Origin of the sequence: Stenotrophomonas acidaminiphila (genome assembly GCA_002951995.1) — a bacterium.
In the GTDB taxonomy this organism is placed as follows: Bacteria; Pseudomonadota; Gammaproteobacteria; order Xanthomonadales; family Xanthomonadaceae; genus Stenotrophomonas; species Stenotrophomonas acidaminiphila_A.
This window is the reverse complement of record CP019797.1, coordinates 2,965,840-2,989,153: the sequence shown is the minus strand read 5'-3', so window position 1 is coordinate 2,989,153 and position 23,314 is coordinate 2,965,840. Positions and strand designations below refer to the sequence as shown.

The 23,314-nt window shown below is 71.2% G+C and carries 22 protein-coding genes, 1 other RNA gene and 1 pseudogene; 17 read left to right on the top strand and 7 right to left on the bottom strand.

All coding sequences use genetic code 11. The features are described from left to right. The first annotated feature begins 71 nt into the window (after positions 1–71). Entirely contained in the window at positions 72–857 is a 786-nt protein-coding gene (locus B1L07_13360; GenBank protein AUZ55907.1) for a hypothetical protein, read from the top strand. Between the two features lie 39 nt (positions 858–896). Here B1L07_13360 and B1L07_13355 read toward each other — a convergent pair whose 3' ends face one another. Further along, positions 897–2,213: a guanine permease gene (locus B1L07_13355; protein ID AUZ55906.1), complete on the bottom strand. Its 1,317-nt coding sequence runs from the start codon at positions 2,211–2,213 to the stop codon at positions 897–899. A 200-nt stretch (positions 2,214–2,413) separates the two neighbouring features. Beyond that, positions 2,414–4,078, bottom strand: coding sequence for an energy-dependent translational throttle protein EttA (locus B1L07_13350; GenBank protein ID AUZ55905.1), 1,665 nt, complete (start codon positions 4,076–4,078; stop codon positions 2,414–2,416). A 216-nt stretch (positions 4,079–4,294) separates the two neighbouring features. Here B1L07_13350 and B1L07_13345 point away from each other — a divergent pair, with 216 nt between their 5' ends. The 11 genes and pseudogenes from B1L07_13345 to B1L07_13295 all read left to right on the top strand — a co-directional run bounded on the left by B1L07_13345 (position 4,295) and on the right by B1L07_13295 (position 13,972). Next, complete coding sequence (locus B1L07_13345; protein AUZ55904.1) at positions 4,295–4,768, top strand: hypothetical protein; 474 nt, start codon at positions 4,295–4,297, stop codon at positions 4,766–4,768. A gap of 136 nt (positions 4,769–4,904) precedes the next feature. Further along, complete coding sequence (glyA, locus tag B1L07_13340) at positions 4,905–6,158, top strand: serine hydroxymethyltransferase (GenBank protein AUZ55903.1); 1,254 nt, start codon at positions 4,905–4,907, stop codon at positions 6,156–6,158. A gap of 118 nt (positions 6,159–6,276) precedes the next feature. Then, the gene (locus B1L07_13335; GenBank protein ID AUZ55902.1) at positions 6,277–6,753 is read left to right on the top strand and encodes a hypothetical protein; all 477 of its coding nucleotides are present in this window, start codon (positions 6,277–6,279) and stop codon (positions 6,751–6,753) included. A gap of 72 nt (positions 6,754–6,825) precedes the next feature. Then, positions 6,826–7,353 carry a transcriptional regulator NrdR gene (locus tag B1L07_13330; protein ID AUZ55901.1) on the top strand — a complete coding sequence of 176 codons (528 nt, stop codon included), beginning with the start codon at positions 6,826–6,828 and terminating at the stop codon, positions 7,351–7,353. Then, complete coding sequence (locus B1L07_13325; GenBank protein AUZ55900.1) at positions 7,350–7,868, top strand: GNAT family N-acetyltransferase; 519 nt, start codon at positions 7,350–7,352, stop codon at positions 7,866–7,868. Before B1L07_13330 ends, B1L07_13325 begins: the two co-directional genes overlap by 4 nt. Then, on the top strand, positions 7,849–8,955 hold the full coding sequence (locus B1L07_13320) for a riboflavin biosynthesis protein RibD (protein ID AUZ55899.1): 1,107 nt from the start codon (positions 7,849–7,851) through the stop codon (positions 8,953–8,955). The genes B1L07_13325 and B1L07_13320 overlap by 20 nt, the downstream gene beginning before the upstream one ends. Positions 8,956–10,128: 1,173 nt before the next feature. Next, a complete protein-coding gene (locus B1L07_13315; protein AUZ55898.1) occupies positions 10,129–10,761 on the top strand; it encodes a riboflavin synthase in 633 nt (210 codons plus the stop codon). After that, entirely contained in the window at positions 10,758–11,858 is a 1,101-nt protein-coding gene (locus B1L07_13310) for a 3,4-dihydroxy-2-butanone-4-phosphate synthase (protein ID AUZ55897.1), read from the top strand. The genes B1L07_13315 and B1L07_13310 overlap by 4 nt, the downstream gene beginning before the upstream one ends. A 100-nt stretch (positions 11,859–11,958) precedes the next feature. Further along, positions 11,959–12,426: a 6,7-dimethyl-8-ribityllumazine synthase gene (locus B1L07_13305; protein ID AUZ55896.1), complete on the top strand. Its 468-nt coding sequence runs from the start codon at positions 11,959–11,961 to the stop codon at positions 12,424–12,426. Continuing rightward, a complete protein-coding gene (locus B1L07_13300) occupies positions 12,423–12,902 on the top strand; it encodes a N utilization substance protein B (protein ID AUZ55895.1) in 480 nt (159 codons plus the stop codon). Before B1L07_13305 ends, B1L07_13300 begins: the two co-directional genes overlap by 4 nt. 96 nt (positions 12,903–12,998) lie before the next feature. Further along, a pseudogene (locus B1L07_13295) lies at positions 12,999–13,972 on the top strand (thiamine-phosphate kinase). Between the two features lie 437 nt (positions 13,973–14,409). On the opposite strand, the gene B1L07_13290 reads toward B1L07_13295, so the two are convergent. Genes B1L07_13290 through B1L07_13275 form a run of 4 tightly spaced genes read right to left on the bottom strand, consistent with a single transcriptional unit; the run spans position 14,410 to position 18,419 of the window. After that, entirely contained in the window at positions 14,410–15,789 is a 1,380-nt protein-coding gene (locus B1L07_13290; GenBank protein AUZ55894.1) for an FAD-binding oxidoreductase, read from the bottom strand. Continuing rightward, entirely contained in the window at positions 15,786–16,328 is a 543-nt protein-coding gene (locus tag B1L07_13285) for a hypothetical protein (protein AUZ55893.1), read from the bottom strand. The genes B1L07_13290 and B1L07_13285 overlap by 4 nt, the downstream gene beginning before the upstream one ends. Continuing rightward, a complete protein-coding gene (locus tag B1L07_13280) occupies positions 16,328–16,702 on the bottom strand; it encodes a YraN family protein (GenBank protein AUZ55892.1) in 375 nt (124 codons plus the stop codon). Before B1L07_13280 ends, B1L07_13285 begins: the two co-directional genes overlap by 1 nt. Next, complete coding sequence (locus B1L07_13275) at positions 16,692–18,419, bottom strand: LppC family lipoprotein (protein ID AUZ55891.1); 1,728 nt, start codon at positions 18,417–18,419, stop codon at positions 16,692–16,694. The genes B1L07_13280 and B1L07_13275 overlap by 11 nt, the downstream gene beginning before the upstream one ends. Before the next feature lie 81 nt (positions 18,420–18,500). On the opposite strand from B1L07_13275, the gene B1L07_13270 reads away from it, so the two are divergent. Beyond that, positions 18,501–19,325, top strand: coding sequence for a 16S rRNA (cytidine(1402)-2'-O)-methyltransferase (locus B1L07_13270; GenBank protein ID AUZ56605.1), 825 nt, complete (start codon positions 18,501–18,503; stop codon positions 19,323–19,325). 177 nt (positions 19,326–19,502) lie between these two features. Continuing rightward, positions 19,503–19,854: RNase P RNA component class A (gene rnpB / locus B1L07_13265), an RNA gene on the top strand. Positions 19,855–20,423: 569 nt separating this feature from the next. Here rnpB and B1L07_13260 read toward each other — a convergent pair. Further along, positions 20,424–21,188 carry a hypothetical protein gene (locus tag B1L07_13260; GenBank protein AUZ55890.1) on the bottom strand — a complete coding sequence of 255 codons (765 nt, stop codon included), beginning with the start codon at positions 21,186–21,188 and terminating at the stop codon, positions 20,424–20,426. A gap of 330 nt (positions 21,189–21,518) precedes the next feature. Here B1L07_13260 and B1L07_13255 point away from each other — a divergent pair, with 330 nt between their 5' ends. From B1L07_13255 to B1L07_13245, 3 genes are read left to right on the top strand one after another with little or no spacing between them, the layout of a single operon-like run. Beyond that, entirely contained in the window at positions 21,519–21,965 is a 447-nt protein-coding gene (locus tag B1L07_13255) for a cell division/cell wall cluster transcriptional repressor MraZ (GenBank protein AUZ55889.1), read from the top strand. A gap of 14 nt (positions 21,966–21,979) precedes the next feature. Next, a complete protein-coding gene (locus B1L07_13250; GenBank protein ID AUZ55888.1) occupies positions 21,980–22,966 on the top strand; it encodes a 16S rRNA (cytosine(1402)-N(4))-methyltransferase in 987 nt (328 codons plus the stop codon). Continuing rightward, positions 22,963–23,226, top strand: a complete 264-nt coding sequence (locus B1L07_13245; GenBank protein ID AUZ55887.1) for a cell division protein FtsL — start codon at positions 22,963–22,965, stop codon at positions 23,224–23,226. Before B1L07_13250 ends, B1L07_13245 begins: the two co-directional genes overlap by 4 nt. Positions 23,227–23,314 lie beyond the last annotated feature (88 nt).

Sequence of the window (23,314 nt, the reverse complement as noted above, 5' to 3'; positions counted from 1 at the left end):
GCGACCGCCCCGCCAACCGCCGGCTGCGTTCTGGCTAGAATGCGTCCCTTCCAACAGGCGCGGGCATGGGGATGCACGACAACGACCACTGCATCAACTGCGCACGCGCGGTCACCGGCCCGGAGCAGAAGTTCTGCCCCGGCTGCGGCCAGCCCACGCCGGTCCACCGCATCGACTGGCATTTCCTCGGCCACGAGCTGGAGCACAGCGTGCTGCACATGGACCGCGGCATCCTGTATTCGCTCAGGGAACTGATGCTGCGCCCGGGCAGGTTGATGCGCGACTACATCGACGGGCGCCGCGGCAACCACGTCAAGCCGCTGCTGCTGGTCATGGTGACCGCGGCGGCGGTGGTGCTGCTCAGCCGGCTGTTCGCCGGCGGCACGGTGATGGAGACGGATGCGCCCGCGGGCATGGCGCAGGGGCTCGAGCCGGGTGCCGCGGCGCTGGTGGCGCGGTACGTCGCCGCGAGCAAGGCGGTCGCCGGCTGGATCGACGCGCATTTCGCCGCCTTCACGCTGGCGCTGCTGCCGATCGAAGCCTGGGTGCTGCGGCTGGTGTTCGGCCGCTATGGACGCTTGAACTATCCGGAGTGGCTGGTCATCACCGCCCTGCTGACGGTGCAGGTCTTCGTGGTCTGGAGCGTGCTGATCCCGTTCGAGCGCTGGATCCCGAGTACCCAGGTATGGGTGGGGCTGGCCGGCGTCGCCTACGCGGTGTACTCGCTGCTGCAGTTCTTCGAGGGGCGCCCGGCCTGGTCGACGATATGGCGCGCCCTGCTGGGCTACGGCGTGTTCTCGGTACTGAGTTCCGTGGCCGTGGCCATGGCCATCTTCATGCTGATGCTGGCGTCGTGAGCGGCCGCCGCGCTGGCCGCGAACCGGCGGGTGCCGGTTTCACTCCAGCGCGAAGCGCAGCACGAACAGCCCCGCCACCAGCCACAACGCCGGCCGCGCCTCGCGCCAGCGGCCGGTGCCGGCCTTGAGCACGGCATAGGCGATGAAGCCGAACGCCAGGCCGTTGGCGATGGAGTAGGTGAAGGGCATGGCCAGCGCGCACAGTGCCGCCGGCACCGATTCGGTGAGGTCGCCCCATTCGACGTTGACCAGCTCGCGCAGCATCAGCCCGGCCACGAACAGCAGCGCCGGCGCGGTCGCATAGGCCGGCACCATGCCCGCCAGCGGCGAGAACAGCAGCGCGGCCAAGAACAGCGCCGCCACCACCAGCGCGGTCAGCCCGGTGCGGCCACCGGCCTGCACCCCGGAGGCGCTCTCGGCGAAGGCGGTGGTGGAACTGGTGCCCAGCAGCGAACCGGCGACGATCGCGCTGCTGTCGGCCAGCAGCGCGCGGCCGAAGCGCTTCCTGCCATCGGCCAGGTCGAGCAGGCCGGCGCGGCCAACCACGCCGTACAGCGTGCCGGTGGCGTCGAACACCTCCACCAGCACGAACACCAGCACCACCTGCAGCAGCACCGCCAGCGGCGCGCCGCCGTCGTGGTGCAGCAGCCCGGGCAGGTCCAGCTGCAGGAAGGTCGGCGCCAGGCTCGGCGGCAGCGATACCAGGCCCTGGTACTGCACGTCGCCGGCCAGCCAGCCGGCGGCGGTGACCGCGAGGATGCCGATCAGGATGGCGCCGCGCACGCGCCGCGCCTCGAGCACGGCGATCAGCAGGAAGCCGCCCAGCGCCAGCAGCGGCGGCACGGTGTTCAGCGGGCCCAGCGCCAGCATGGTGTCCTGGTTGGCGACGATCACATTGGATTTCTGCAGCGCGATGATCGCCAGGAACAGGCCGATGCCGGCGACGATGGACGCGCGCAGCGAGGCGGGGATACCGGCCACCAGCCACGCGCGGATGCCGCTCAGCGACAGCACCAGGAACACCAGCCCGGAAATGAACACCGCCGCCAGCGCCTGCTGCCACGGCAGCCCGGCCGCGCCGACCACGGTGAAGGCGAAGAACGCGTTCAGGCCCATGCCCGGCGCCATGCCGACCGGGAAGTTGGCCGCCAGCGCCATCACCGTCGAGCCGATCGCCGCGGCCAGGCAGGTGGCCACGAACACGGCGCCCGGGTCCATGCCGGTGGTGCCGAGGATGTCGGGATTGACGAACACGATGTAGGACATCGTCAGGAAGGTGGTCAGCCCGGCCAGCACTTCGGTGCGGACGTCGGTGCCGTGCTGGCGGAGCTTGAACAGGCGGTCGAGGAGGCGCATGGGGGAATCCGGGCTGCCGGGTGGGGAGGACGCGCTGCCCCTGGGGTGAAGGGCAGCGCGGGGGGCGGCCGCCACGCCCATCCTGCGGTCGCGGCCATGACGGGGGCGTCGCCACGCGCCGTGCCGGCCGGCACCCATGTCCGGGCGGGGCGGGGGCTGGAAAGCGGACGGCCGCATCGCTGCGGCCGTCCGGGTGCTGCCTACTTCAGTGCCTTGAACCGCAGGCGCTTGGGACCGGCGTCGTCGCCGAGGCGGCGCTTCTTGTCCTCTTCATACTCGCGGTAGTTGCCCTGGAAGAACTCCACGTGCGAATCGCCCTCGAAGGCGATGATGTGGGTGGCGATGCGGTCCAGGAACCAGCGGTCGTGCGAAATGACGAACGTGTTGCCCGGGAACTCCAGCAGCGCGTCTTCCAGCGCGCGCAGGGTTTCGATGTCCAGGTCGTTGGACGGTTCGTCGAGCAGCAGCACGTTGCCACCCTGCAGCAGGGTCTTGGCCATGTGCAGGCGGCCGCGTTCACCACCGGACAGCGAGCCGACCATCTTCTGCTGGTCCTGGCCCTTGAAGTTGAAGCGGCCGATGTAGGCGCGCGACTGGATCTCGACGCCGTTGATGTTGAGGATGTCCAGCCCGCCGGAGATTTCCTGGAAGACGGTGTGGTTGCCTTCCAGCTTCTCGCGGCTCTGGTCCACGTAGGACAGCTGCACCGTCGGGCCGATCACGATCTCGCCCGAATCCGGCTTCTCCTGCCCGGTGATCATCTTGAACAGGGTCGACTTGCCGGCGCCGTTGGGGCCGATGATGCCGACGATGGCGCCCGGCGGGATGATCATCGACAGGTTGTCGATCAGCAGGCGGTCGCCGAACTTCTTGGAGACGTTCCGGAACTCCATCACCGAATTGCCCAGGCGCTCGCCCGGCGGAATGAAGATCTCGTTGGTCTCGTTGCGCTTCTGGTAATCGACCGACTGCAGCTCTTCCAGGCGGGCCAGGCGCGCCTTGCCCTTGGAGCGGCCACCCTTGGCGTTCTGCCGCGACCACTCCAGTTCCTTGGCAATCGCCTTCTGGCGGGCCTTTTCCTGGTTCTCTTCCTGCTTGAGCCGCTCTTCCTTCTGCTCCAGCCACTGGGTGTAGTTGCCCTTCCACGGGATGCCGCGGCCGCGGTCCAGTTCCAGGATCCACTCGGCGGCGTTGTCCAGGAAGTAGCGGTCATGGGTGACGGCCACCACGGTGCCGGTGTAGCGGTGCAGGAACTGCTCCAGCCACTCCACCGACTCGGCGTCCAGGTGGTTGGTCGGTTCGTCGAGCAGCAGCATGTCCGGCTTCTGCAGCAGCAGGCGGCACAGCGCGACGCGGCGCTTCTCGCCGCCGGACAGCTTGCCGATCACCGCGTCCCACGGCGGCAGCCGCAGCGCATCGGCGGCCACGTCCAGCTGCTGTTCGACGGTGTGCGCGTCACCGGCGGCGAGGATCGCCTCCAGGCGCTCCTGCTCCTTGGCCAGCGCGTCGAAATCGGCGCCTTCCTCGGCGTAGGCCGCGTACACGGCTTCCAGTGCGGCCTGCGCCTGCAGCACGTCGCCCACGCCTTCTTCCACGGCCTGGCGCACGGTGTGCTCCGGGTTCAGCTCCGGCTCCTGGGCCAGGTAACCGACCTTGATGCCGGGCTGCGGGCGGGCCTCGCCCTCGAAATCGGTGTCCACGCCGGCCATGATCTTGAGCACGGTGGACTTGCCGGCGCCGTTCAGGCCCAACAGGCCGATCTTGGCGCCCGGGAAGAACGACAGCGAGATGTCCTTGATGATCTGCCGCTTGGGCGGGACCACCTTGCTGACGCGGTTCATGGTGTAGATGTATTGCGAGGACATGACGTCTCCGTAGCGCACGCCCGCGCCCGGTCCGTAAGGCGGACGAGCCCGAGGCAAAAGGGAATGGGCGATTATAGCGGGAAGCCGCCCCGCACCGGCGGCCGCGGCACGGCTGGCCGGACCATGAATGGCGGTATCGGTAACCGTTTCCAGCCGGAAACCGTTCAGATCGCGTGAGCATGATGGAATGCGTCCATCAACACCGCGAGGGCCACCATGAAGATGCACCGACTTGCAGTCGCCGCGATGACCACCCTGCTGGCCTTCGGCGCCACGGCCCCGGCCTTCGCCGCCGGCGACCGCGACCACGATCGCGGCCGCCACGGCTGGGACGACCGCGGCCGCGGCCACGGCCATGACCGCCGCGAGTGGCGCGAGGACCGCCGCGACTGGCGCGACGACCGCCGCCACTACAACGCCGGCTACCGCGAGGGCTACCGCGACGCCCGCCACAACGACCGCCGCTACTACGCCCCGCCGCCGCGCGTGGTCTACCGCCCCTACGGGTTCGAGCGCGGCTACCGCTACAGCAACTACTACGGCGGCCCGGTCTACGTGGTCAACGACTACGACCGTTACCACCTGCGCCGGCCGCCGCACGGCCACCGCTGGATCCGCGACGACCGCGGCAACCTGCTGATGGTGGCCATCGCCACCGGCATCATCGCCGACATCGTGTTCAACCACTGAGCCGGCGGCGGTCGCGTGACGGCAGGGCGCCCCCGGGGCGCCCTTGCTTTTCGGGCGCGGCGCGGGCGGCGGCCGGTGCGGGGCCGGGGAAGCGCTACAATCGGCGCTCTCCCCGCCCACCCTCCCAGGAGCCGAGATGTTCCCGCGTGACGCCCGTATCGAGTCCTACGACCCCGAGTTGGCCAAGGCCATTGCCGCCGAATGCCAGCGCCAGGAAGACCATGTCGAGCTGATCGCCAGCGAGAACTACGCCAGCCCGATGGTGATGGAAGCCCAGGGCAGCCAGCTGACCAACAAGTATGCCGAGGGTTACCCGGGCAAGCGCTACTACGGCGGCTGCGAGTACGTGGACATCGCCGAGAAGCTGGCCATCGACCGGCTCAAGCAGCTGTTCGGCGCCGACTATGCCAACGTGCAGCCGCACAGCGGCTCGCAGGCCAACCAGGCCGTGTACTTCGCGCTGCTGCAGCCGGGCGACACCATCCTTGGCATGAGCCTGGCCCACGGTGGCCACCTGACCCACGGCGCCAAGGTCAACGCTTCGGGCAAACTGTTCAATGCCGTGCAGTACGGGGTGAACGAGCAGGGCCTGATCGACTACGACGAAGTCGAGCGGTTGGCGCTGGAGCACAAGCCGAAGATGGTCGTGGCCGGGTTCTCGGCCTATTCGCAGATCGTCGACTGGGCGCGCTTCCGCGCCATCGCCGACAAGGTCGGCGCCTACCTGTTCGTGGACATGGCGCACGTGGCCGGCCTGGTCGCCGCTGGCGTCTACCCGAACCCGATCGAGCACGCCCACGTGGTCACTTCGACCACCCACAAGACCCTGCGCGGCCCGCGCGGCGGCATCATCATCGCCAAGGGCGCCGGCGAGGAGATCGAGAAGAAGCTGCAGTCGATCGTGTTCCCGGGCATCCAGGGCGGCCCGCTGATGCACGTCATCGCGGCCAAGGCGGTGGCCTTCAAGGAAGCACTGGAGCCGGCGTTCAAGGCCTACCAGCAGCAGGTGGTGAAGAACGCCCAGGCGATGGCCGAAACGCTGATCGCGCGCGGCTACAAGATCGTGTCCGGCGGCACCCAGAACCACCTGATGCTGGTGGACATGATCGGCAAGGACGTGTCCGGCAAGGACGCGGAAGCGGCGCTGGGCAAGGCCTACATCACCGTCAACAAGAACTCGGTGCCGAACGACCCGCGTTCGCCGTTCGTCACCTCGGGCCTGCGCCTGGGTACCCCGGCCATCACCACCCGCGGCTACAAGGAGCCGGACTGCGTGGCGCTGGCCAACTGGATCGCCGACGTGCTGGACAACCCGAACGACGACAACGTCATCGCCGGCGTGCGCGAGAACGTGACCCTGCAGTGCCGGCAGTTCCCGGTCTACGGCTGACAGGGGACAGTGAGGACACCCCATGGCACGTTCCCGCCATGGGGTCTTCGGCAAGCTGGCCGTTCCAGGAGGAAGAATGAAGCGAGTGCTGTGTGGTGGTCTTGCCCTGTTGTTCTGCATGGTGTCGCTGCAGGCGTGCGCGGAGGAGGCCGAGCTGACATCGAGGCGGGATCATTCGCTCAATGCCAACCGCGATCTCCCCATCACCTGCAAGCAGGGTGATCTGGAGCGCGTGCCGGGCAGGACCCTGGGCCAGGTGTTCGGTGATGCCTGGCCTGTGCAGCCCGAACCGGCCTCTCCGCAGGCGCACGAGGCGGCGCGGGTGCTCGCCGTCCAGTCCAATCCGGCGCTGACCCGTGGGTTGCCGCCGCAATCTGGCCTGGTAGTCACCGCCGTGCTGGTGGACAGCACGGGAAAAGCACTGGATGTGGTGCCGGTCTGCGCGACCGACGAAGGCTATGACGTTGTCACCAAGCGCCTGCTGATGCGCGCCAGATACCGGCCGGCGACGGTGAATGCGCAGCCGATCACCAGTGTGGCGATGGTGGTTTCCCGCTACCGGAACTCGATGTTTCAGGGTAACGGCGAACGTTGACGCATCGGACGCTGCGCCCGGATCGCGGGTAACCTGTGTTCGCGTCCTGATCCTCTCCACTGGTTCCAGCCCATGCACTGTCCCTTCTGCCAGCACACCGATACCCGCGTGATCGACTCGCGCGTTTCCGAGGATGGGGCGACCATCCGCCGCCGGCGCGGCTGCGAAGCCTGCGGCGAGCGCTTTTCCACGCTGGAGACCATCGAGCTGAAGCTGCCGGTCATCGTCAAGAGCGATGGCGGGCGCGAGGCGTTCGATGCGCGCAAGCTGCGGGTCGGCTTCGACCGCGCGCTGCAGAAGCGGCCGGTGGCGGAGGAGCGGATCGAGGCGGCGGTGCGCGCGGTGGTGCACCAGCTGCGCATGAGCGGCGAGCGCGAGGTACCGTCGATCCGCGTCGGTGAGTTCGTGATGGACGAACTGCGCAAGCTCGACCATGTCGGCTACGTGCGCTTCGCCTCGGTCTACCGCAGCTTCGAGGACGTGGCCGACTTCCGCGACGAGATCGAGAAGCTCGAGCGCGACCACCCGGCCGGCGACGAGCAGCTGTCGCTGCTGGACGCCGCCACCGCCGCACGCCGCGAGCGCAAGGCATCGCGCTGACGCCGGTGCGCATCGTCGGTCTGCAGGCGCGGCCCGGGTGGCTGCCGGCGTTGGCGCGGGCGCATGTGCAGGCCTTCGGCACGCTGCTGCCGGCGTGGACCGTCGAACAGGCCGAGGCCGAGCTGCGCATGCAGCGCGACGACACCATTCCCTGTACCTGGGTGGCCGAGGACGACGCCGGCTGGCTGGGCTCGGTGAGCCTGCTGCATGACGACCACGAGCAGATCCGTGGCTGGTCGCCGTGGCTGGCGTCGCTGTACGTGCGGCCCGATGCGCGTGGCCGCGGCGTTGGCGCGCGGCTGGTCCGGCACTGCGTGGCGCAGGCCGCGCAGCTGGGCGTGCCGCGCCTGTATCTTTACTGCGAGGCGGCGATGGTGCCGTGGTACCACGCACTGGGCTGGGCACCACATACCCGGCTGCAGCTCGGGCCACTGGCGGTCACCGTGATGCGGATCGATCCGGCGCCGCCCCGAGGCGGTACGCCACCTGTTTCCGATGAGGTTTCCCATGCATGAGTTCACCGCCACCGATCACCAGATGATGGCGCGCGCGCTGCGCCTGGCCGAACGCGGGGCATGGACCACCCGGCCCAATCCGATGGTCGGCTGCGTCATCGCCCACGGCGACGCGGTCGTCGGCGAGGGCTTCCACCAGCGTGCCGGCGGCCCGCATGCCGAGGTGTTCGCGCTGCGCGCGGCCGGCGCGCGCGCGCGCGGCGCCACCGCCTACGTCACCCTGGAGCCGTGTGCGCACTACGGGCGCACGCCGCCGTGCGCCCTGGCGCTGATCGAGGCGGGCGTGGCGCGGGTGGTCGCGGCGATGGGCGATCCGTTCCCGGATGTCGATGGCGGCGGCTTCGCGCTGTTGCGCCAGGCCGGGATCGAGGTGGCGGTCGGGTTGATGGCCGGGCAGGCGCGCGCGTTGAACCGTGGCTTCCTGTCGCGCATCGAGCGCGGCCGGCCACTGGTGCGGGTGAAGCTGGCCGCCAGCCTGGACGGGCGCACCGCCATGGCCGGCGGCGAATCCAAGTGGATCACCGGCGAGGCGGCACGCGCCGACGTGCAGCGCTGGCGTGCGCGTGCCGGGGCGATCCTGACCGGCGCGGCGACGGTGCTGGCCGACGACCCGGCGCTGACCGCGCGCCCGGAGGCCGGCGAGTTCCTGCCGCCGCTGCGGGTGGTGCTCGACGCGCGGCTGCGCACGCTGGCCTGCGCGCGGGTACGTGACGGCGGCGCGCCCACGCTGTACCTGCACGATCCGGCGTTGCCGGCGCCGGCGCTGCAGGGCGCCGAGTTCGCCGCCGCGCCGTTGCTGGCCGACGGCCGCTTCGACCTGGCCGCGGTCATGGCGCTGCTGGCCGCGCGCGGCATCAACGAGGCCCACGTCGAAGCCGGCCCGACCCTGTGCGGGGCGTTGCTGCGCGCGGGCCTGGTCGACGAGCTGCTGCTGTACCTGGCGCCGTTGCTGATGGGCGAGGGCGCGCGTCCGTTGCTGGCCGGGCTGGGCATCGACACGATGGCGCAGGCACGGCCGCTGCAGGTGGGCGACCTGCGCATGGTCGGCAAGGACCTGCGCCTGCTGCTGCACCCCGCCACCCCGTAGGTGCGGGATCAGCCCGCACTGCGCCCCGTCGCTCGGTAGGTGCGGGGCTTGCCCCGCACGCTCCCGCCACGGTTCGCGGAAAGCCGTGCCGGGCAAGCCCGGCACCTACGGAGTTGGGCTGCCGCTGCAGCGTGCAGGAGCGCACGTGCAGGCGAGGGCATGCGGCCGCTGGGGGTAGGTGCGGGGCTCACCCCGCACAGGGTCGGCAAGGACCTGCTGCTGCACCCCGCCATCCCGTAGGTGCGGGGCTCGCCCCGCACGCTCCCGCCACGGTTCGCTAAAAGCCGTGCCGGGCAAGCCCGGCACCTACGGAGATGCGATGCCGCCGCAACGTGCAGGAGTGCATGTGCGGGCGAGGATGTGCGGCCGCTGGAGGTAGGTGCGGAGCCCGCCCCGCACAGGGTCGGCAAGGACCTGCCGCTGCACCCCGCCACCCCGTAGGTGCGGGGCTCGCCCCGCACGCTTCCGCCACGATTCGCGGAAAGCCGTGCCGGGCAAGCCCGGCACCTACGGAGGCGCGCTGTCGCCGCGAGGTGCAGGAGCGCACGTGCGGGCGAAAGTGCGCGGCCGCTGGAGGTAGGTGCGGAGCCCGCCCCGCACAGGGTCGGCAAGGACCTGCTGCTGCACCCCGCCATCCCGTAGGTGCGGGGCTCGCCCCGCACGCTCCCGCCACGGTTCGCGGAAAGCCGTGCCGGGCAAGCCCGGCACCTACGGGGGTGCGCTGCCGCTGCAACACTGCCATCCATCTGCCGGACAGGTCCGCTGCGGGCGGGCTGGTACAATGCGCCGGCCGGTTCGCCGGCAACCACGAACGTCTTCAGGGCGGGGTGTAATTCCCCACCGGCGGTAGGTGCGCGGTTCCCCGAGGGGAGCGCGCACGAGCCCGCGAGCGCCGAGGCCGGCACGCGAGTCCGCTCGCGGGAATCCGCACCATGCGGGTTCCACGGCCGAGGGTCAGCAGATCCGGTCCGATGCCGGAGCCGACGGTTGGCGATGCCGCGAATGCGGTGCCGCCTAGAGTCCGGATGAAAGAAGACGGCCCGCGCGCGGCCCCGCCGTGCGTGTGCCTGTATGCCTTGCGGCGTTTTTCGCTCTCCAACCGCGGGAAACGTTCATGAAAACCCTCTCCATCCTCCATCCGCTCTCCCGGCCGCTGGCCATGGGGGTGCGCTGATGTTCACCGGCATCATCGAAGGCGTCGGCCGCCTGGCCGCGCATGAGCCCGTCGGCGGCGACGTCCGCTTCACCTTCGAGGTCGGCAGCCTGCCGTTCGAGCAGGTGCGGCTGGGCGAGAGCATCGCGGTCAACGGCGTGTGCCTGACCGTGATCGCATTCGACGCCAGCGCGTTCCAGGCCGATGCCTCCACCGAGACCCTGGGCCTGACCACGCTCGGCCGGCTCGCGGTCGGCGCGGCGTTGAACCTGGAGCGCGCCATGCGCCCGAGCGACCGCCTTGGCGGCCACCTGGTCAGCGGCCACGTCGATGGCATCGGCACGGTACTGTCGATCCATGACGACGCCCGCGCGCAGCGCTGGCGCTTCGCCGCACCCGCACCGCTGCTGAAGTACATCGCCAAGAAGGGCTCGATCTGCGTCGATGGCGTCAGCCTCACCGTCAACGAGGCCGACGACGCCGGTTTCGAGGTGGCGCTGATTCCGCACACCGTCGCCCATACCCGTTTCGCCCACACCGGCGTCGGCGACGCCGTCAATCTGGAAATCGACCTGGTGGCGCGCTATGTGGAAAAGCTGATCGGAATGCCGGCCGACGGCGGGCATCCACAAGGCCAGGGAGCCAGCGCATGAACTTCGCCCCCGTCCCCGAACTGCTGGAAGAGATCCGCGCCGGCCGCATGGTGGTGATCGTCGACGACGAGGACCGCGAGAACGAAGGCGACCTGATCATGGCCGCCGAGCTGGTCAAGCCGTCGGACATCAATTTCATGGTCACCCACGGCCGTGGCCTGGTGTGCCTGCCGCTGACCCGCGAGCGCGCCGGCCAGCTCGGGCTGGCGCCGATGGTGCGCGCCAACACCGCGCAGTTCCAGACCAACTTCACGGTCAGCATCGAGGCCGCCGAGGGCGTGACCACCGGCATCTCCGCCGCCGACCGCGCCCACACCATCCGCACCGCGGTCAGGCCCGATGCGCGGCCGTCGGACCTGCACCAGCCCGGCCACATCTTCCCGCTGATCGCCCAGCCCGGCGGCGTGCTGACCCGCGCCGGCCACACCGAGGCCGGGGTCGACCTGGCGATGCTGGCCGGGCTGGAGCCGGCCGGCGTGCTGGTGGAAATCCTCAACCCCGACGGCACCATGGCGCGGCGCCCCGAGCTGGAGGTGTTCGCGCGCGAGCACGGGCTGAAGATGGGCTCGATCGCCGACCTGATCGCCTACCGCCTGGCCACCGAGCACACCGTCGAACGCGTGGACGAGCGCGAGATCGACACCGAGTTCGGTGCCTTCACCCTGGTCACCTACCGCGACCGCATCGCCCACGACCTGCATTTCGCGCTGGTCAAGGGCCAGCCGCACAAGGACACCCCGACCCTGGTGCGGGTGCAGGTCGAGAACCCGTTGGCCGACCTGCTGCACTGGCGCCGCGACGATTTCGGCGTGGCCGCCACCGACGCGCTGCGCGCCATCGCCGGCGAAGGCCAGGGGGTGATGGTGGTGCTGTCGGCGCCGCGCGATTCCGACGCGCTGCTGGCGCGCCTGCGGCGCGAGCCGGAAGTGCGCCCGGCCGGCAAGGACAAGGACGTGGGCCAGTGGCGCCGCAACGGTGCCGGCGCGCAGATCCTGGCCGACCTGGGCCTGGGCAAGCTGCGCGTGCTCGGTACCCCGCGCCGGCAGATCGGCCTGGCCGGGTATGGCCTGGAGATCGTCGAGACCCTGCAGCCCTGAGCGCCGCGGGGCGGCCTGGTCCCGCCCCGCGGCCGTCGTGTGCGGGGCACGCCCCGCACCTACACGGTAAACTGACCCACCTTTTGCATCGCACCGCCCCATGAGCCACTACGAAGGCGACCTCCGCCCGGCCGGATCGGCCCGTTTCGTCATCATCGCCAGCCGCTGGAACGCGCGCATCACCGACGTGCTGGTGGCCGGCGCGCGGCAGAGCCTGGCCGGCAACGGCATCGGCGAGGACGCCATCGACGTGGTACGCGTGCCCGGCGCCTGGGAGATCCCGCTGGTCGCCACCCGCCTGGCCGCCGCCGGCCGGCATGCGGCCATCATCACCCTGGGCTGCGTGATCCGCGGCGACACCCGCCACTACGAGCACGTGGCCGACCGCTGCGCCGAGGGGCTGATGCGCGCGCAGCTGGATTTCGGCGTGCCGGTACTCAATGGCGTGCTGGCGGTCGAACGGGTGGAGGATGCCGAGGCCCGCGCCGGCGGCAGCCACGGCAACAAGGGCGAAGAAGCCGCACTGGCGGCGTTGGAAATGGTCAATCTTCTGGAGCAGCTGCCATGAGCAACAAGAACCACGGCAAGCCTGCCGGCAAGCCCTTCCGCCGCGACGGCGTCGACCCGGTGCTGCGTTCGCGCGCGCGCCGGCGTGCGCTGCAGGCGATCTACGCGTGGCAGATCTCCGGCGGCAACGCCGAGTCGCTGCTGGCCCAGTTCGCCCACGAGCAGGCCCACGAAGTGGCCGACCTGGCCTACTTCGAGAACCTGCTGCGCGGGGTGCTCGACCACCGCCGCGAGCTGGACGAGGCGCTGGCGCCGTTCGTGGACCGCCCGGTCGAAGAGGTCGACGCGATCGAGCGCGCGGTGCTGCGCGTGGCCGCCTACGAGCTGCGCCACCGCGTCGACGTGCCGTACCGGGTGGTGATCAACGAGGCCATCGAGACCGCCAAGCGTTTCGGCTCCGAGCATGGCCACACCTACGTCAATGGCGTGCTCGACCGCGCCGCCGTGGAATGGCGCAAGGTCGAATCGGGCCAGTAACGCCGCTGCCGGTGCCCGGGTGCGCCGGCCGCTTCCAGCACGACGCCGGGGCCGGCCGCAGCGGCGCCGGCGTTTTCGTTCCAGGAATGCCTGCCCATGAGCCTTGACGAGTTCGCCCTGATCGAACGCATCGCGCGCCGCACCCGGGCGCGCGCCGACATCGTGCTGGGCATCGGCGACGACGCGGCGCTGCTGCAGCCGGCGCCGGGGCAGCAGCTGGCGGTCACCGCCGACACGCTCAATGCCGGCGTGCACTTCCCGGCCGAGAGCGCGCCGGCCGACATCGGCTGGAAGGCGCTGGCGACCAATCTGTCCGACCTGGCGGCGATGGGCGCCACGCCGGCCTGGTGCACGTTGTCGCTGTCCCTGCCGCAGGCCGAGGGCGACTGGCTGGATGCCTTCGCCGACGGGCTGTTCGCACTGGCCGATGCCAGCGGCATCGCCGTGGTCGGCGGCGACACCACGCGCGGGCCATTGTCGATCTCGATCACTGCGATCGGGCAGTTGCCGGCCGCGCAGGCACTGCGCCGTGACGGTGCGCGGGTAGGCGACGACATCTGGATCAGCGGTCATCCGGGCGACGCCGCCGGCGCGCTGCGGCTGTGGCAGCAGGGCCGGCTGGACGTGCGCGTCGCCGCGACCGACGCCGATTGCGAACGCCTGCGCCAGCGGCTGCAGCGGCCGATGCCGCGGCTGCCGCTGGGGCTGGCGCTGCGTGGACTGGTGCATGCGGCGGCCGACGTCTCCGATGGCCTGCTCGCCGACCTCGGCCACATCGCCTCGCGCAGCGGCGTGGCCGCGGTGGTGCAGGCCGATGCGCTGCCGTTGTCGTCCGCCCTGTGCGACACGCTGGGGACCGATGTCGCGCGCGACTGCGCGCTGCGCGGCGGCGACGACTACGAACTGTGCTTCACCGCCGCGCCGGAACGGCGCCAGGCACTGCATGCGCTGTCATCGACACTGGCGCTGCCGTTGACGCGCATCGGCGTGATCGCCGGGGGCGCGGCGTCCGCTGCGAGGGCGATGCCGGCGGCGAGCGTGCCGCGGGCTATCGCCATTTCATGGCGTAGGTCGCGCGACGCGCCGGCATGTGCGCGGCGGTGCCGCTCGGCGCGCACGGGCCGGGGTGTGCCGGGCGGGCAGGTGCCATCGCCCTGGATCACCCGTCCGCCTGAAACGTGCGGCACCTCATTCACTCCAACGCCATGCAGGTGCAGGCGATGCCCCGGGCATCGACGCCGGCGGATGCCGCATCGGCCTGGACGCATAGGTCGGGATGCGCGCCAGCCCTGTGTTCCAGCTGGCGCGGATGGCCGCCTTGCCGCGCCGCACGCCGCTGGTTTCCGGGAGTAAATGGCGACCGCAGGGCGCGGTGAACACCGCTTCTTCGTGGACCCGCGCCGGCCAGGCGTCCACGTCGTGGGCGTTGCATGCCGCGGCCCGGCACGCGGCGGACTGCGCGGGCGATGTCCAGGGTCCATTGCGCCGCGTGGTGGTGGCGACGGGCCTACGCGGGGGGCAGTACCTTGCCCGGATTGAGGATGCCGTCCGGGTCCAGCGCCTGCTTGATCGCGCGCATCGCCGCCAGCGTGGCCGGGGTGAAGGCCTGCGCCATGAAATCGCGCTTGGCCAGGCCGATGCCGTGCTCGCCGGACAGGGTGCCCCCCAGCCCGAGCGCCAGTGCGAACACCTCCGGCAGCGCGGCGTGCGCGCGCGCGTTCTCGCCGGGGTCATCGGGGTGGTAGAGGATGTTGACGTGCAGGTTGCCGTTGCCAGCATGGCCGAAGGTGACGATGGGCAGCGCGAAGCGCGCCGACAGTGCCTGCACCCCGGCCACCAGTTCGGGGATGCGCGAGACCGGCACCACCACGTCCTCGTTGATCTTGCCCGGCGCGATGCTCTTCAGCGCCGGCGACAATGCGCGCCGCGCCGCCCACAGCCGTTCACGCGCGCTGCCGTCCATCGCCACGTCCAGCGCCAGCAGGCCCTCGCCCTCGGCCGCCTGGGCCAGCGCGTGCAGGCTGTTGGGCAGGGTGTCGTCATCGCCGTCGGCGTCGATCAGCAGCATCGCGCCGGCATCGGGCACCTGCGCGCCGTTGCCGCGCAGCAGTTCCAGGCTGCGCGCGTCCATGAACTCCAGCGTGGTCGGGGTGGCCGGCTGTGCCATCACCCGCGACACCGCCGCCGCGGCGCTGGACGCGTCGCGGTAGAGCACGCGCAGCCCGGCCTGCGCGCGTGGCCGCGGCGCCAGCCTGAGCGTGGCTTCGACGATCAGCGCCAGCGTGCCCTCGCTGCCGACCAGCAGGTGGGTGAGGTCGTAGCCGGTGGCGTCCTTGGTCCACGGGCCGCCGCATTCGATCAGTTCGCCGGCGCCGGTCACCGCCACCAGCCCGAGCACGTTGTCGCGGGTGGTGCCGTACTTCACCGCGCGCGGGCCGCCGGCGTTGGTGGCGAGGTTGCCGCCGATGCTGCAGCTCTCGAAGCTGGACGGGTCCGGCGGCCAGAACAGGCCGTGCGGCATCAGCGCCTGCTGCAGCTCGCCGTTGAGCACGCCTGGCTCGACCACCGCGCAGCGGTCGCCGGGGCGCAGCGCGAGGATGCGGTTCATGCGCGCGAACGACAGCACGATGCCGCCTGCGACCGGCACCGCGGCGCCGGTGGTGCCGGTGCCGGCGCCGCGCCCGACCAGCGGCACGCCGTGCGCGCGGCACGCCCGCACGATGGCCTGCACCTGGGCGCGGTCCTCCGGCAGCGCCACGCCCAGCGGCAGCGCGTGCCGCCAGGAATTGTCCTGCGCGTGCGCGGCCAGGGCGGCGGGGTCGGTGCGCCAGTGCGCGCCGAGCAGGTCGGAGAGCGTCTGGTCGAATGCGGCGGGCAGGGCGGTCATGGGGTGCGGGAACCGGCAGGGGAACGGGAGTGGATCAGGCGCCAGCCGAGCACCGCCAGCGCCAGCGGCAGCCACACCCAGCGCAGTTCGGACAGCACGGTCTGCAGGCCGCGTGCGCTGAAGAAGCCATTGGCGAAGGGCGAAACGCGGATCGGCCGCCACGGGGCGAACAGCCGCGCGTCGTTCCACGGCCACCCCAGCGCGACGCCGAGGCCGCCGGAAGTGAGCGCGTCGAGCAGCGGGTGCGACAGCGCGCAGGCGAAGACGAAGCCCGCCGCCTGCGCCGGCCCCGCGCGCAGCGGCCGGTGCAGGGCCAGCGCCAGCGCCGCCAGCACCGCGCAGAACAACACCGAATGGCTGGCGCCACGATGGCCGAAGGCATCGGCATAAGGGATATGCAGGGCAAACGCCAGCACGTCGGCGTCGGGCAGCACCGCGGCGACGATGCCGACGCAGAGCAGCCGCGCGGAGATGTGGCCGCGCCGGCTGGCGCAGTACAGGGCCAGCGGCACGGCGGCATGGGTGAACACGCTGGGCATCAGCTGTCGTCGGCGCGGAAGGCGTCGCGCAGCCAGTGCAGCTGCGGCGGCTCGCCACTGGCTTCGACCACGTCGAAGCGGCACGGTGCCTGCGCGTGGGCGGGGTGCGCGCCCAGGTACAGCTGTGCGGCCAGCAGCAGGCGCCGGCGCTTGCCGGCATCCACCGAGGCGGCGCCGCCGCCGAACGCGCGGCTGCGGCGGTAGCGCACTTCCACGAAGACGATGCCGCCGGTGGCCGGGTCCGCCATCACCAGGTCGAGTTCGCCACCGCGGTAGCGGACGTTGCCGGCGAGCCAGCGCAGGCCGGCCTGCTCCAGGTGGCGGCGCGCGGCGGCTTCCACCGCGGCGCCGCGTGCGGCCTGGTCAGCGGCCATCACCGATCGGCACCGGCTGGCCGGCGCTGAAGGTGGACCACGCCGGGGTGCGCAGCACGTTGCCGAAGCCGTCCAGGTGCAGGGTGCCGGTGGCGCCGGCCAGGCCGCCCTGGGTGCTGTTGGCCAGCTTTTCCAGGTAGGCGGAGATCTTCCAGGCGTCGAAACCGAAAGCGAACAGGCGCGCGGCGGCACCACGCGCGGTCGGCAGGGTGGCGGCCAGCTCGCTGGCCGCGGGCAGGCCCGCCGCGCCACGCACCGTCCATGCCTCGCTCGGGAACGCGATGCCGTCCAGCGCCATGTCCTCCTCGGCCTTGCCGGTGCCCGACACCAGCTGCGAGGTGCCCACGCGGGTGGCGCCACCGATGCCGGCCAGCGCCAGCTGCGGTGCCAGCGCCCGTGCCTGCGGGCCCTTGACCGCCAGGAACACCGCGTCCACCGCGCCGGCCTGGCGCAGGCGCGCGCCGATGTCGCCGGGGGCGTCGCCGACGGTGAGGCTGGCGACAACCTTGCCGCCGCGCTCGGCAAAGCGCTCGCCGAAGGCGGCGGTGGCGCGGCGGCCGTTGTCGTCGTTGCTGCCGATCACCAGCACCTTGCCGCGCTCGCGCGCCAACAGGTATTCGGCGGCCATGATGCCGTCGTCCTCCGGTGCCAGCGAAAAACCGGCGCTGCCCGCGGGCGGGCTGTCCTTGCCACGGTTGAGCGCCAGCAGCGGCACCTGCAGCGGCTCGCGGCCGAACAGCGCGTCGACCTCGTCGCGGCCGAGCGGGCCGACCACGAAATCGGCGCCGCCGGCCACCGCCTTGTCGTAGGCGGCGATGGCGCCGGCCGGCGTGCCGCGGGTGTCGATGAAATCGACCTGCGGGCGGCGCCGGTACTCGCCGTAGTAACCGGCCAGCAGGCCATCGCGCACTGGCGCGGCGGCCGTGGCCAGGGTGCCGGACAGCGGCAGCAGCACCGCCATCTTCAACGGCGGGCGATAGCCGTCGGCGTCGGCCGGCGGGCGCTTGCTGGTATCCAGCTGCCACGCGGCATCGCGCTCGAACGGACGCGGCAGCGGCAGGCCGCGGCCGATCAGCGCGCGCCCTGCATGGTTGTAGAGCGGGTCGCCGGCCGCCAGCGCGGCGCTGCGGCTGGCCAGGGTGGCGTCGTCCAGCCCCGCCAGCAGGCGGGTGATGGCGCGCTGGTTGTCGGTACGCGCGGCACCGGCCAGCAGCACGCCGGCACGGGCGCGGGCAGCGGCCGCGGCGAAGGCGTCGCCATTGGCTTCCAGTGCCTGGCCGCGGGCCAGGTGCCAGCGCGCCTGCTGCGCCGCCGGCAACAGGTCGGGCTGCAGCGTGCCCAGCGCCTGCAGTGCGGCGGCCGGCTGCTTGTCGGCCAACGCCAGTTCCGCCCCCAGCAGGGCATGGCGCTGGCGGCTGGCGCCGCTCAGCTGGCGCGCCTGCACCTGCGGCAGCAGCATGCGCGCGCGCGCATCGTCGTTGGCCTCGTGCCAGGCGAAGGCGGCATCGGCCAGCAACTGTGCCTTTGCGGCGCCGCGGACCAGCGCGGCTTCGGCTTCCAGCTGCTGCGCGGCTTCGCGCGGTTTGCCCTGTTCGAGCAGGGCGATGGCGGCCTGCTGCCCCGGCGAGGTGGTCGGTGCCGGGCCGGTGGTGGCGCAAGCGGCCAACAGCAGCAGCGACAGGGACAGGGCGGTGATCCGTGCGGCGGGCTTGTTCATTCGGGGTCCGTTCAACGGCACGCGGCGGCGCCGGGTGGGTGACACGGTAGGATTCTACCCTTGCCCATGGAAAAGCCGATGATGCCCGCCGCCCCCGCCACCCTGTACGTTGTCGCCACCCCGATCGGCAACCTTGCCGACCTGAGTCCGCGCGCGCAGGAGGTACTGCGGTCGGTGGCCGCGATCTGCGCCGAGGACACGCGCCATACCGGTCAGCTGCTCTCGCACTTCGGCATCAGCCGGCCGCTGGTGGCGCTGCACGACCACAACGAGGAGGCGATGGCCGAGCGCGTGGTGGCGCGCCTGCTCGGCGGTGAATCGATGGCGGTGGTGAGCGACGCCGGTACCCCGCTGGTCAGCGACCCCGGCTTCCGCCTGGTGCGCGCGGCGCGTGCGGCCGGGGTGAAGGTCAGCCCGGTGCCCGGCGCCTGCGCGGCGATCGCCGCCTTGAGCGTGGCCGGCCTGCCCAGCGACCGGTTCGTGTTCGAGGGCTTCCTGCCGGCCAAGGCCGCGGCCCGGCGCGAACGCCTGCAGCGCCTGGCCGGTGAAACCGGCACCCTGGTGTTCTACGAATCCTCGCACCGCATCGCCGAATCGCTGGCCGACATGGCCGCCGCGTTCGGCGATGAACGCCCGGCGGTGGTCGCGCGCGAACTGACCAAGCTGTTCGAAACCGTGCTCGACGGCACCCTGGCGCAGCTGCGCGCGGCGGTCGACGCCGACGACAACCAGCGCAAGGGCGAGTTCGTGGTGATGGTGCAGGGCGCGGCCGACGACGAAGCGGCGAAGATCGCCGAAGGCCGCCGGCTGCATGCCCGGCTCAAGGAACACCTGCCGCCGTCCACCGCGGCCAAGCTCGCCGCCGAACTGAGCGGCGCGCCGCGCAAGCTGCTGTACGGCGGTTGATGCCGCGCCCTGGCACGGGCGCGGACATGGCCGGGCGCGGGTGGGGCGCCGCCTGCTGCCCGGGGCCGGGGCAGTCGCCGCGGCGACAGGCCGCGCATGCCGGGACCTGAAGTCTGTCCGGCGGACTTTCGCGGTAATGCCCGCAGCGCTGCCGCCAGCACGTACAATGCGCGCGGCGGAGTCGGCCGGACAGTCGCGTCGTTCCTTCGGGAACGCCGAGGAAAGTCCGGGCTCCACAGGGCAAGGTGCCAGGTAACGCCTGGGCGGCGCGAGCCGACGGAAAGTGCAACAGAAAGATACCGCCTACGTCTCCTTCGGGAGGCCGGTAAGGGTGAAATGGTGCGGTAAGAGCGCACCGCGAGTCCGGTAACGGACCGGCACGGCAAACCCCACCTGGAGCAAGACCAAATAGGGACCTAATGGCGTGGCCCGCGTCGGGTCCGGGTAGGTTGCTCGAGCGTCACGGTGACGTGGCGCCTAGAAGAATGACTGTCCACGACAGAACCCGGCTTACAGGCCGGCTCCGCCGCTTTTCCCGCCTGCTGGGCGGGAAAAGCCCCACAGTTTTGTACCGCGGAGGCGGTACAAAACTGTGGGCCCCGGGCCCTTTGCCCTCCACAACCCCGCGCCTGTCGGCGCGCCCCCTTTACTAAAGGGGGCTGTGGCTTCGGTTGCATGGCTTTGCTCGCTTCGCATCGCGTTCGGCCGGCGTAAGAGCGGCCTGATCCTCGCGCTGGTCGTGGTGCGGAGTTGTTGCTGCGGATGCATGGCTTTGCTCGCTTCGCATCGCGTTCGGCCGGCGTAGAAGCGGGCTGATCCTTGCGCTGGTCGTGGTCTGGAGCTGCTGCTCCGGTGGCATGGCTTTGCTCGCTTCGCGTCGCGTCGGGCAGGCGTAGAAGCGGCTTGATTCCTGCGCTGGCCGTGGTGTGGAGCTGCTGCTCCGGTGGCATGGCTTTGCTCGCTTCGCGTGGCGTCGGGCAGGTGTTGAAGCGGCCTGATTCTGGCGCTGGTCGTGATGTGGGGCGCTGCTTCGAAGGCATGGTTTGCCCGCTTCGCATCGGGGCGGGTGCGTGGGGCGATACGCGTGCCGCGGTGTGGTCAGGGCGCGATATCCAGCCGGCTGTGGCCCAGGAACACGCCTTGCGGGCCGAAGCGGCGTTCGGCGATGAAGCCGTGGCCGTCGTGGTCGATCGCGATCACGGTGCTGGCGCGGGTGCCGTAGTCCTGGCCGCGGATGAAGGCGGCCGACAGCAGGCGCTCCAGCGGCAGGGCGATGCCGGTCGCCGGCAGTTCGGCGTCGTCCGGGCGCCGTTCGTCGGCGAGCGCGGCCCACAGGTCGTCCAGCGGCGGGTCGTCCCGTCGCAGCCAGTCCTCCAGCGCGGCCGCCAGGCGCCGGGTTTTCGGCCACGGCGCGTCGAGCGCGCCGTTGGACATGCCGTGCACGCCCGGTGCCAAGGCCTGCCGTGCCGGCGGGTGGTTGCCCAGGTAGTGGCAGCCGTCGGGGTCGGCCAGCAGCAGGTTGAACGGTGCGTAGTCGCCGGCCCGGGCCGCCAGCCGCTCGACCTGCCCGGCCGCGGAGGGGCCGGCGCCGGCCAGGTAGTCGGCCACCAGGGCGCCGCGCGACGGTCCGCCGCTGGCGGCGCCGGGGTCGCGCACATTGGTGATCACCGCCACGCGGCCGTTGCCGCCGATGCCCATCCAGGTGCCGCCCGAGCGCAGGTCGCGGCCGGCGACCACGTCCTCGTGCGGCGCCGGCCAGCGCGCCAGGGCCGCGGTTGGGCGGGCGTGGAACTCGTCGCGGTTGCCTGCCATGAACAGGCGCCAGCGGGGGTGGGATTTCCAGGCGAGCGCGACCAGGCACATGACGCCAGTGTGCCTGCCTGCGCGGGCCGCGGCCACGGCGCGCTGAATGGTGGACCTGCCCGGGCGGCGTTTTCACGCGGCTTCCACACGCCTGAATTTCCTTGAAATCTCAAAATTTGAGACGAAACAGCAACTTGTGGATAAAGTTTGAACAAGTCTCTAAAGATCGGCGCAAGCCCTTGATGCGAATGACGATTTTGCCCGCTAAAAGTTGTTGACAAGCCTTCGCCCGCTGCTAAGGTGGTCATCCGAGGGAAAACCAGGTTTTTTGTGGTTTTCCGTGGTTCAATGACCGCCCAGGCGACATCAGGCACTGAAGGTAGAGACGGCGTGTTTCAAGGCGAGACGGCCATCACGGTTGACGACAAGGGACGCATGGCGGTGCCCACCGCCTACCGCGACCTGGTCGCGCGTGCCAGCGGCAACCGCCTGGTGCTGACCTACAACCCGTTCGAAGCCGGGTGCCTGTGGCTGTACGCCGAGCAGGAGTGGGAGCGGGTGCGCGACGACGTGATGGCCAAGCCCAACACCCAGCGCGTGGTGCGCACCCTGCAGCAGAAACTTGTCGGCTCGGCCGCCCATCTGGAACTGGATGGCAATGGCCGCATCAGCCTGCCGTCGAGCCACCGCAACGCGGTCGGCATCGAGAAGAAGGCGGTGCTGATGGGCATGGGCGACAAATTCGAACTATGGAGCGAGCAAGCGCATCGCGCACTGATCCAGCAGACGTTGTCTGACGAGGATCTGGGCGATGGGCTGCTCGATCTGAAGTTGTGAGCCGGGGTGCCCGGGTGCGCGGTCAAGCGCAGGCCGGTCACCCTCCGGTGTCGCAGCCGCCGGCGGCTCACCTGCCGGTGCTGTACACCCAGGTCCTGCAGGGCCTGAGGGTGATCGAGGACGGTACCTATCTGGACGGCACGTTCGGCCGTGGCGGTCACGCCGGCGGCGTGCTGCGCCAGCTCGGCGCGCATGGCCGCCTGCTGGTGATGGACAAGGATCCGGAAGCCATCGCCGTGGCCGAGCGTGATTTCGCGCCGGACCCGCGCGTGGCGATCCATCGCGGCAGCTTCGCCGACCTGCTGGGCTGGAGCGAGACCGCCGCCGGCCTGGATGGCGTGCTGTTCGACCTGGGCGTGTCTTCGCCGCAGCTGGACGTGGCCGAGCGCGGTTTCAGTTTCGGCAAGGACGGTCCTCTGGACATGCGCATGGACCCGGACGCGGGCGAAAGCGCGGCGCAGTGGCTCAACCGCGCCGAGGAGCGCGAGATCGCCGACGTGCTGTGGACCTATGGCGAGGAGCGGCAGAGCCGCCGCATCGCCCGCGCCATCGTCCAGTACCGCAGCGCCAGGCAGCCGTTCTCGCGCACCGCCGAACTGGCCGAGCTGATCGCGTCGGTGATGCCGCGCGGCAAGGACAAGATCCACCCGGCCACGCGCAGCTTCCAGGCCATCCGCATCCACATCAACCGCGAGCTGGCCGACCTGGAGGCCGGGCTGGACGCGGCGCTGGCGCGGCTCAAGCCCGGTGGCCGGCTGGCGGTGATCAGCTTCCATTCGCTGGAAGACCGCATCGTCAAGCAGTTCATGAACCGCCACGCCAAGGCGCCGCCGAGCAACCGCCGGCTGCCGGAAGTGCAGGCGTTCGTGCCGACCCTGGACCTGGTCGGCGGCGCCATCAAGGCCGGGGACGACGAGCTGGCGGCCAACCCGCGCGCGCGCAGCGCGGTGCTGCGGGTGGCGGAAAAGCGCGCGCCGGCCACCGCCGGAGGCGCCGCATGAGCCGGCTGCTGCTGGTGGTGCTGCTGGCCTGCACGATCGCCTCGGCGATCGGCGTGGTGTTCATGCGCCACCGCCATCGCCAGCTGTTCGTGGAGCTGTCGCGGCTGGAGCACGCGCGCGACGAACTCAATATCGAATTCGGCCGCCTGCAGCTGGAGCAGGCCACCCTGGCCCAGGCCACCCGCGTGGACCAGGAGGCGCGCGGGCGCCTGGGCATGAAGTTCCCGGAAGCCGGCGACATCGTGGTGGTGCGGCCATGAGCACGCGCCAGGACACCCGTTGCGCATGGCGACGCCGCCCGCAGGGTGGCGCAGGGCTGGTTTGTGCCCCTGCAGAACCGGCATTCCC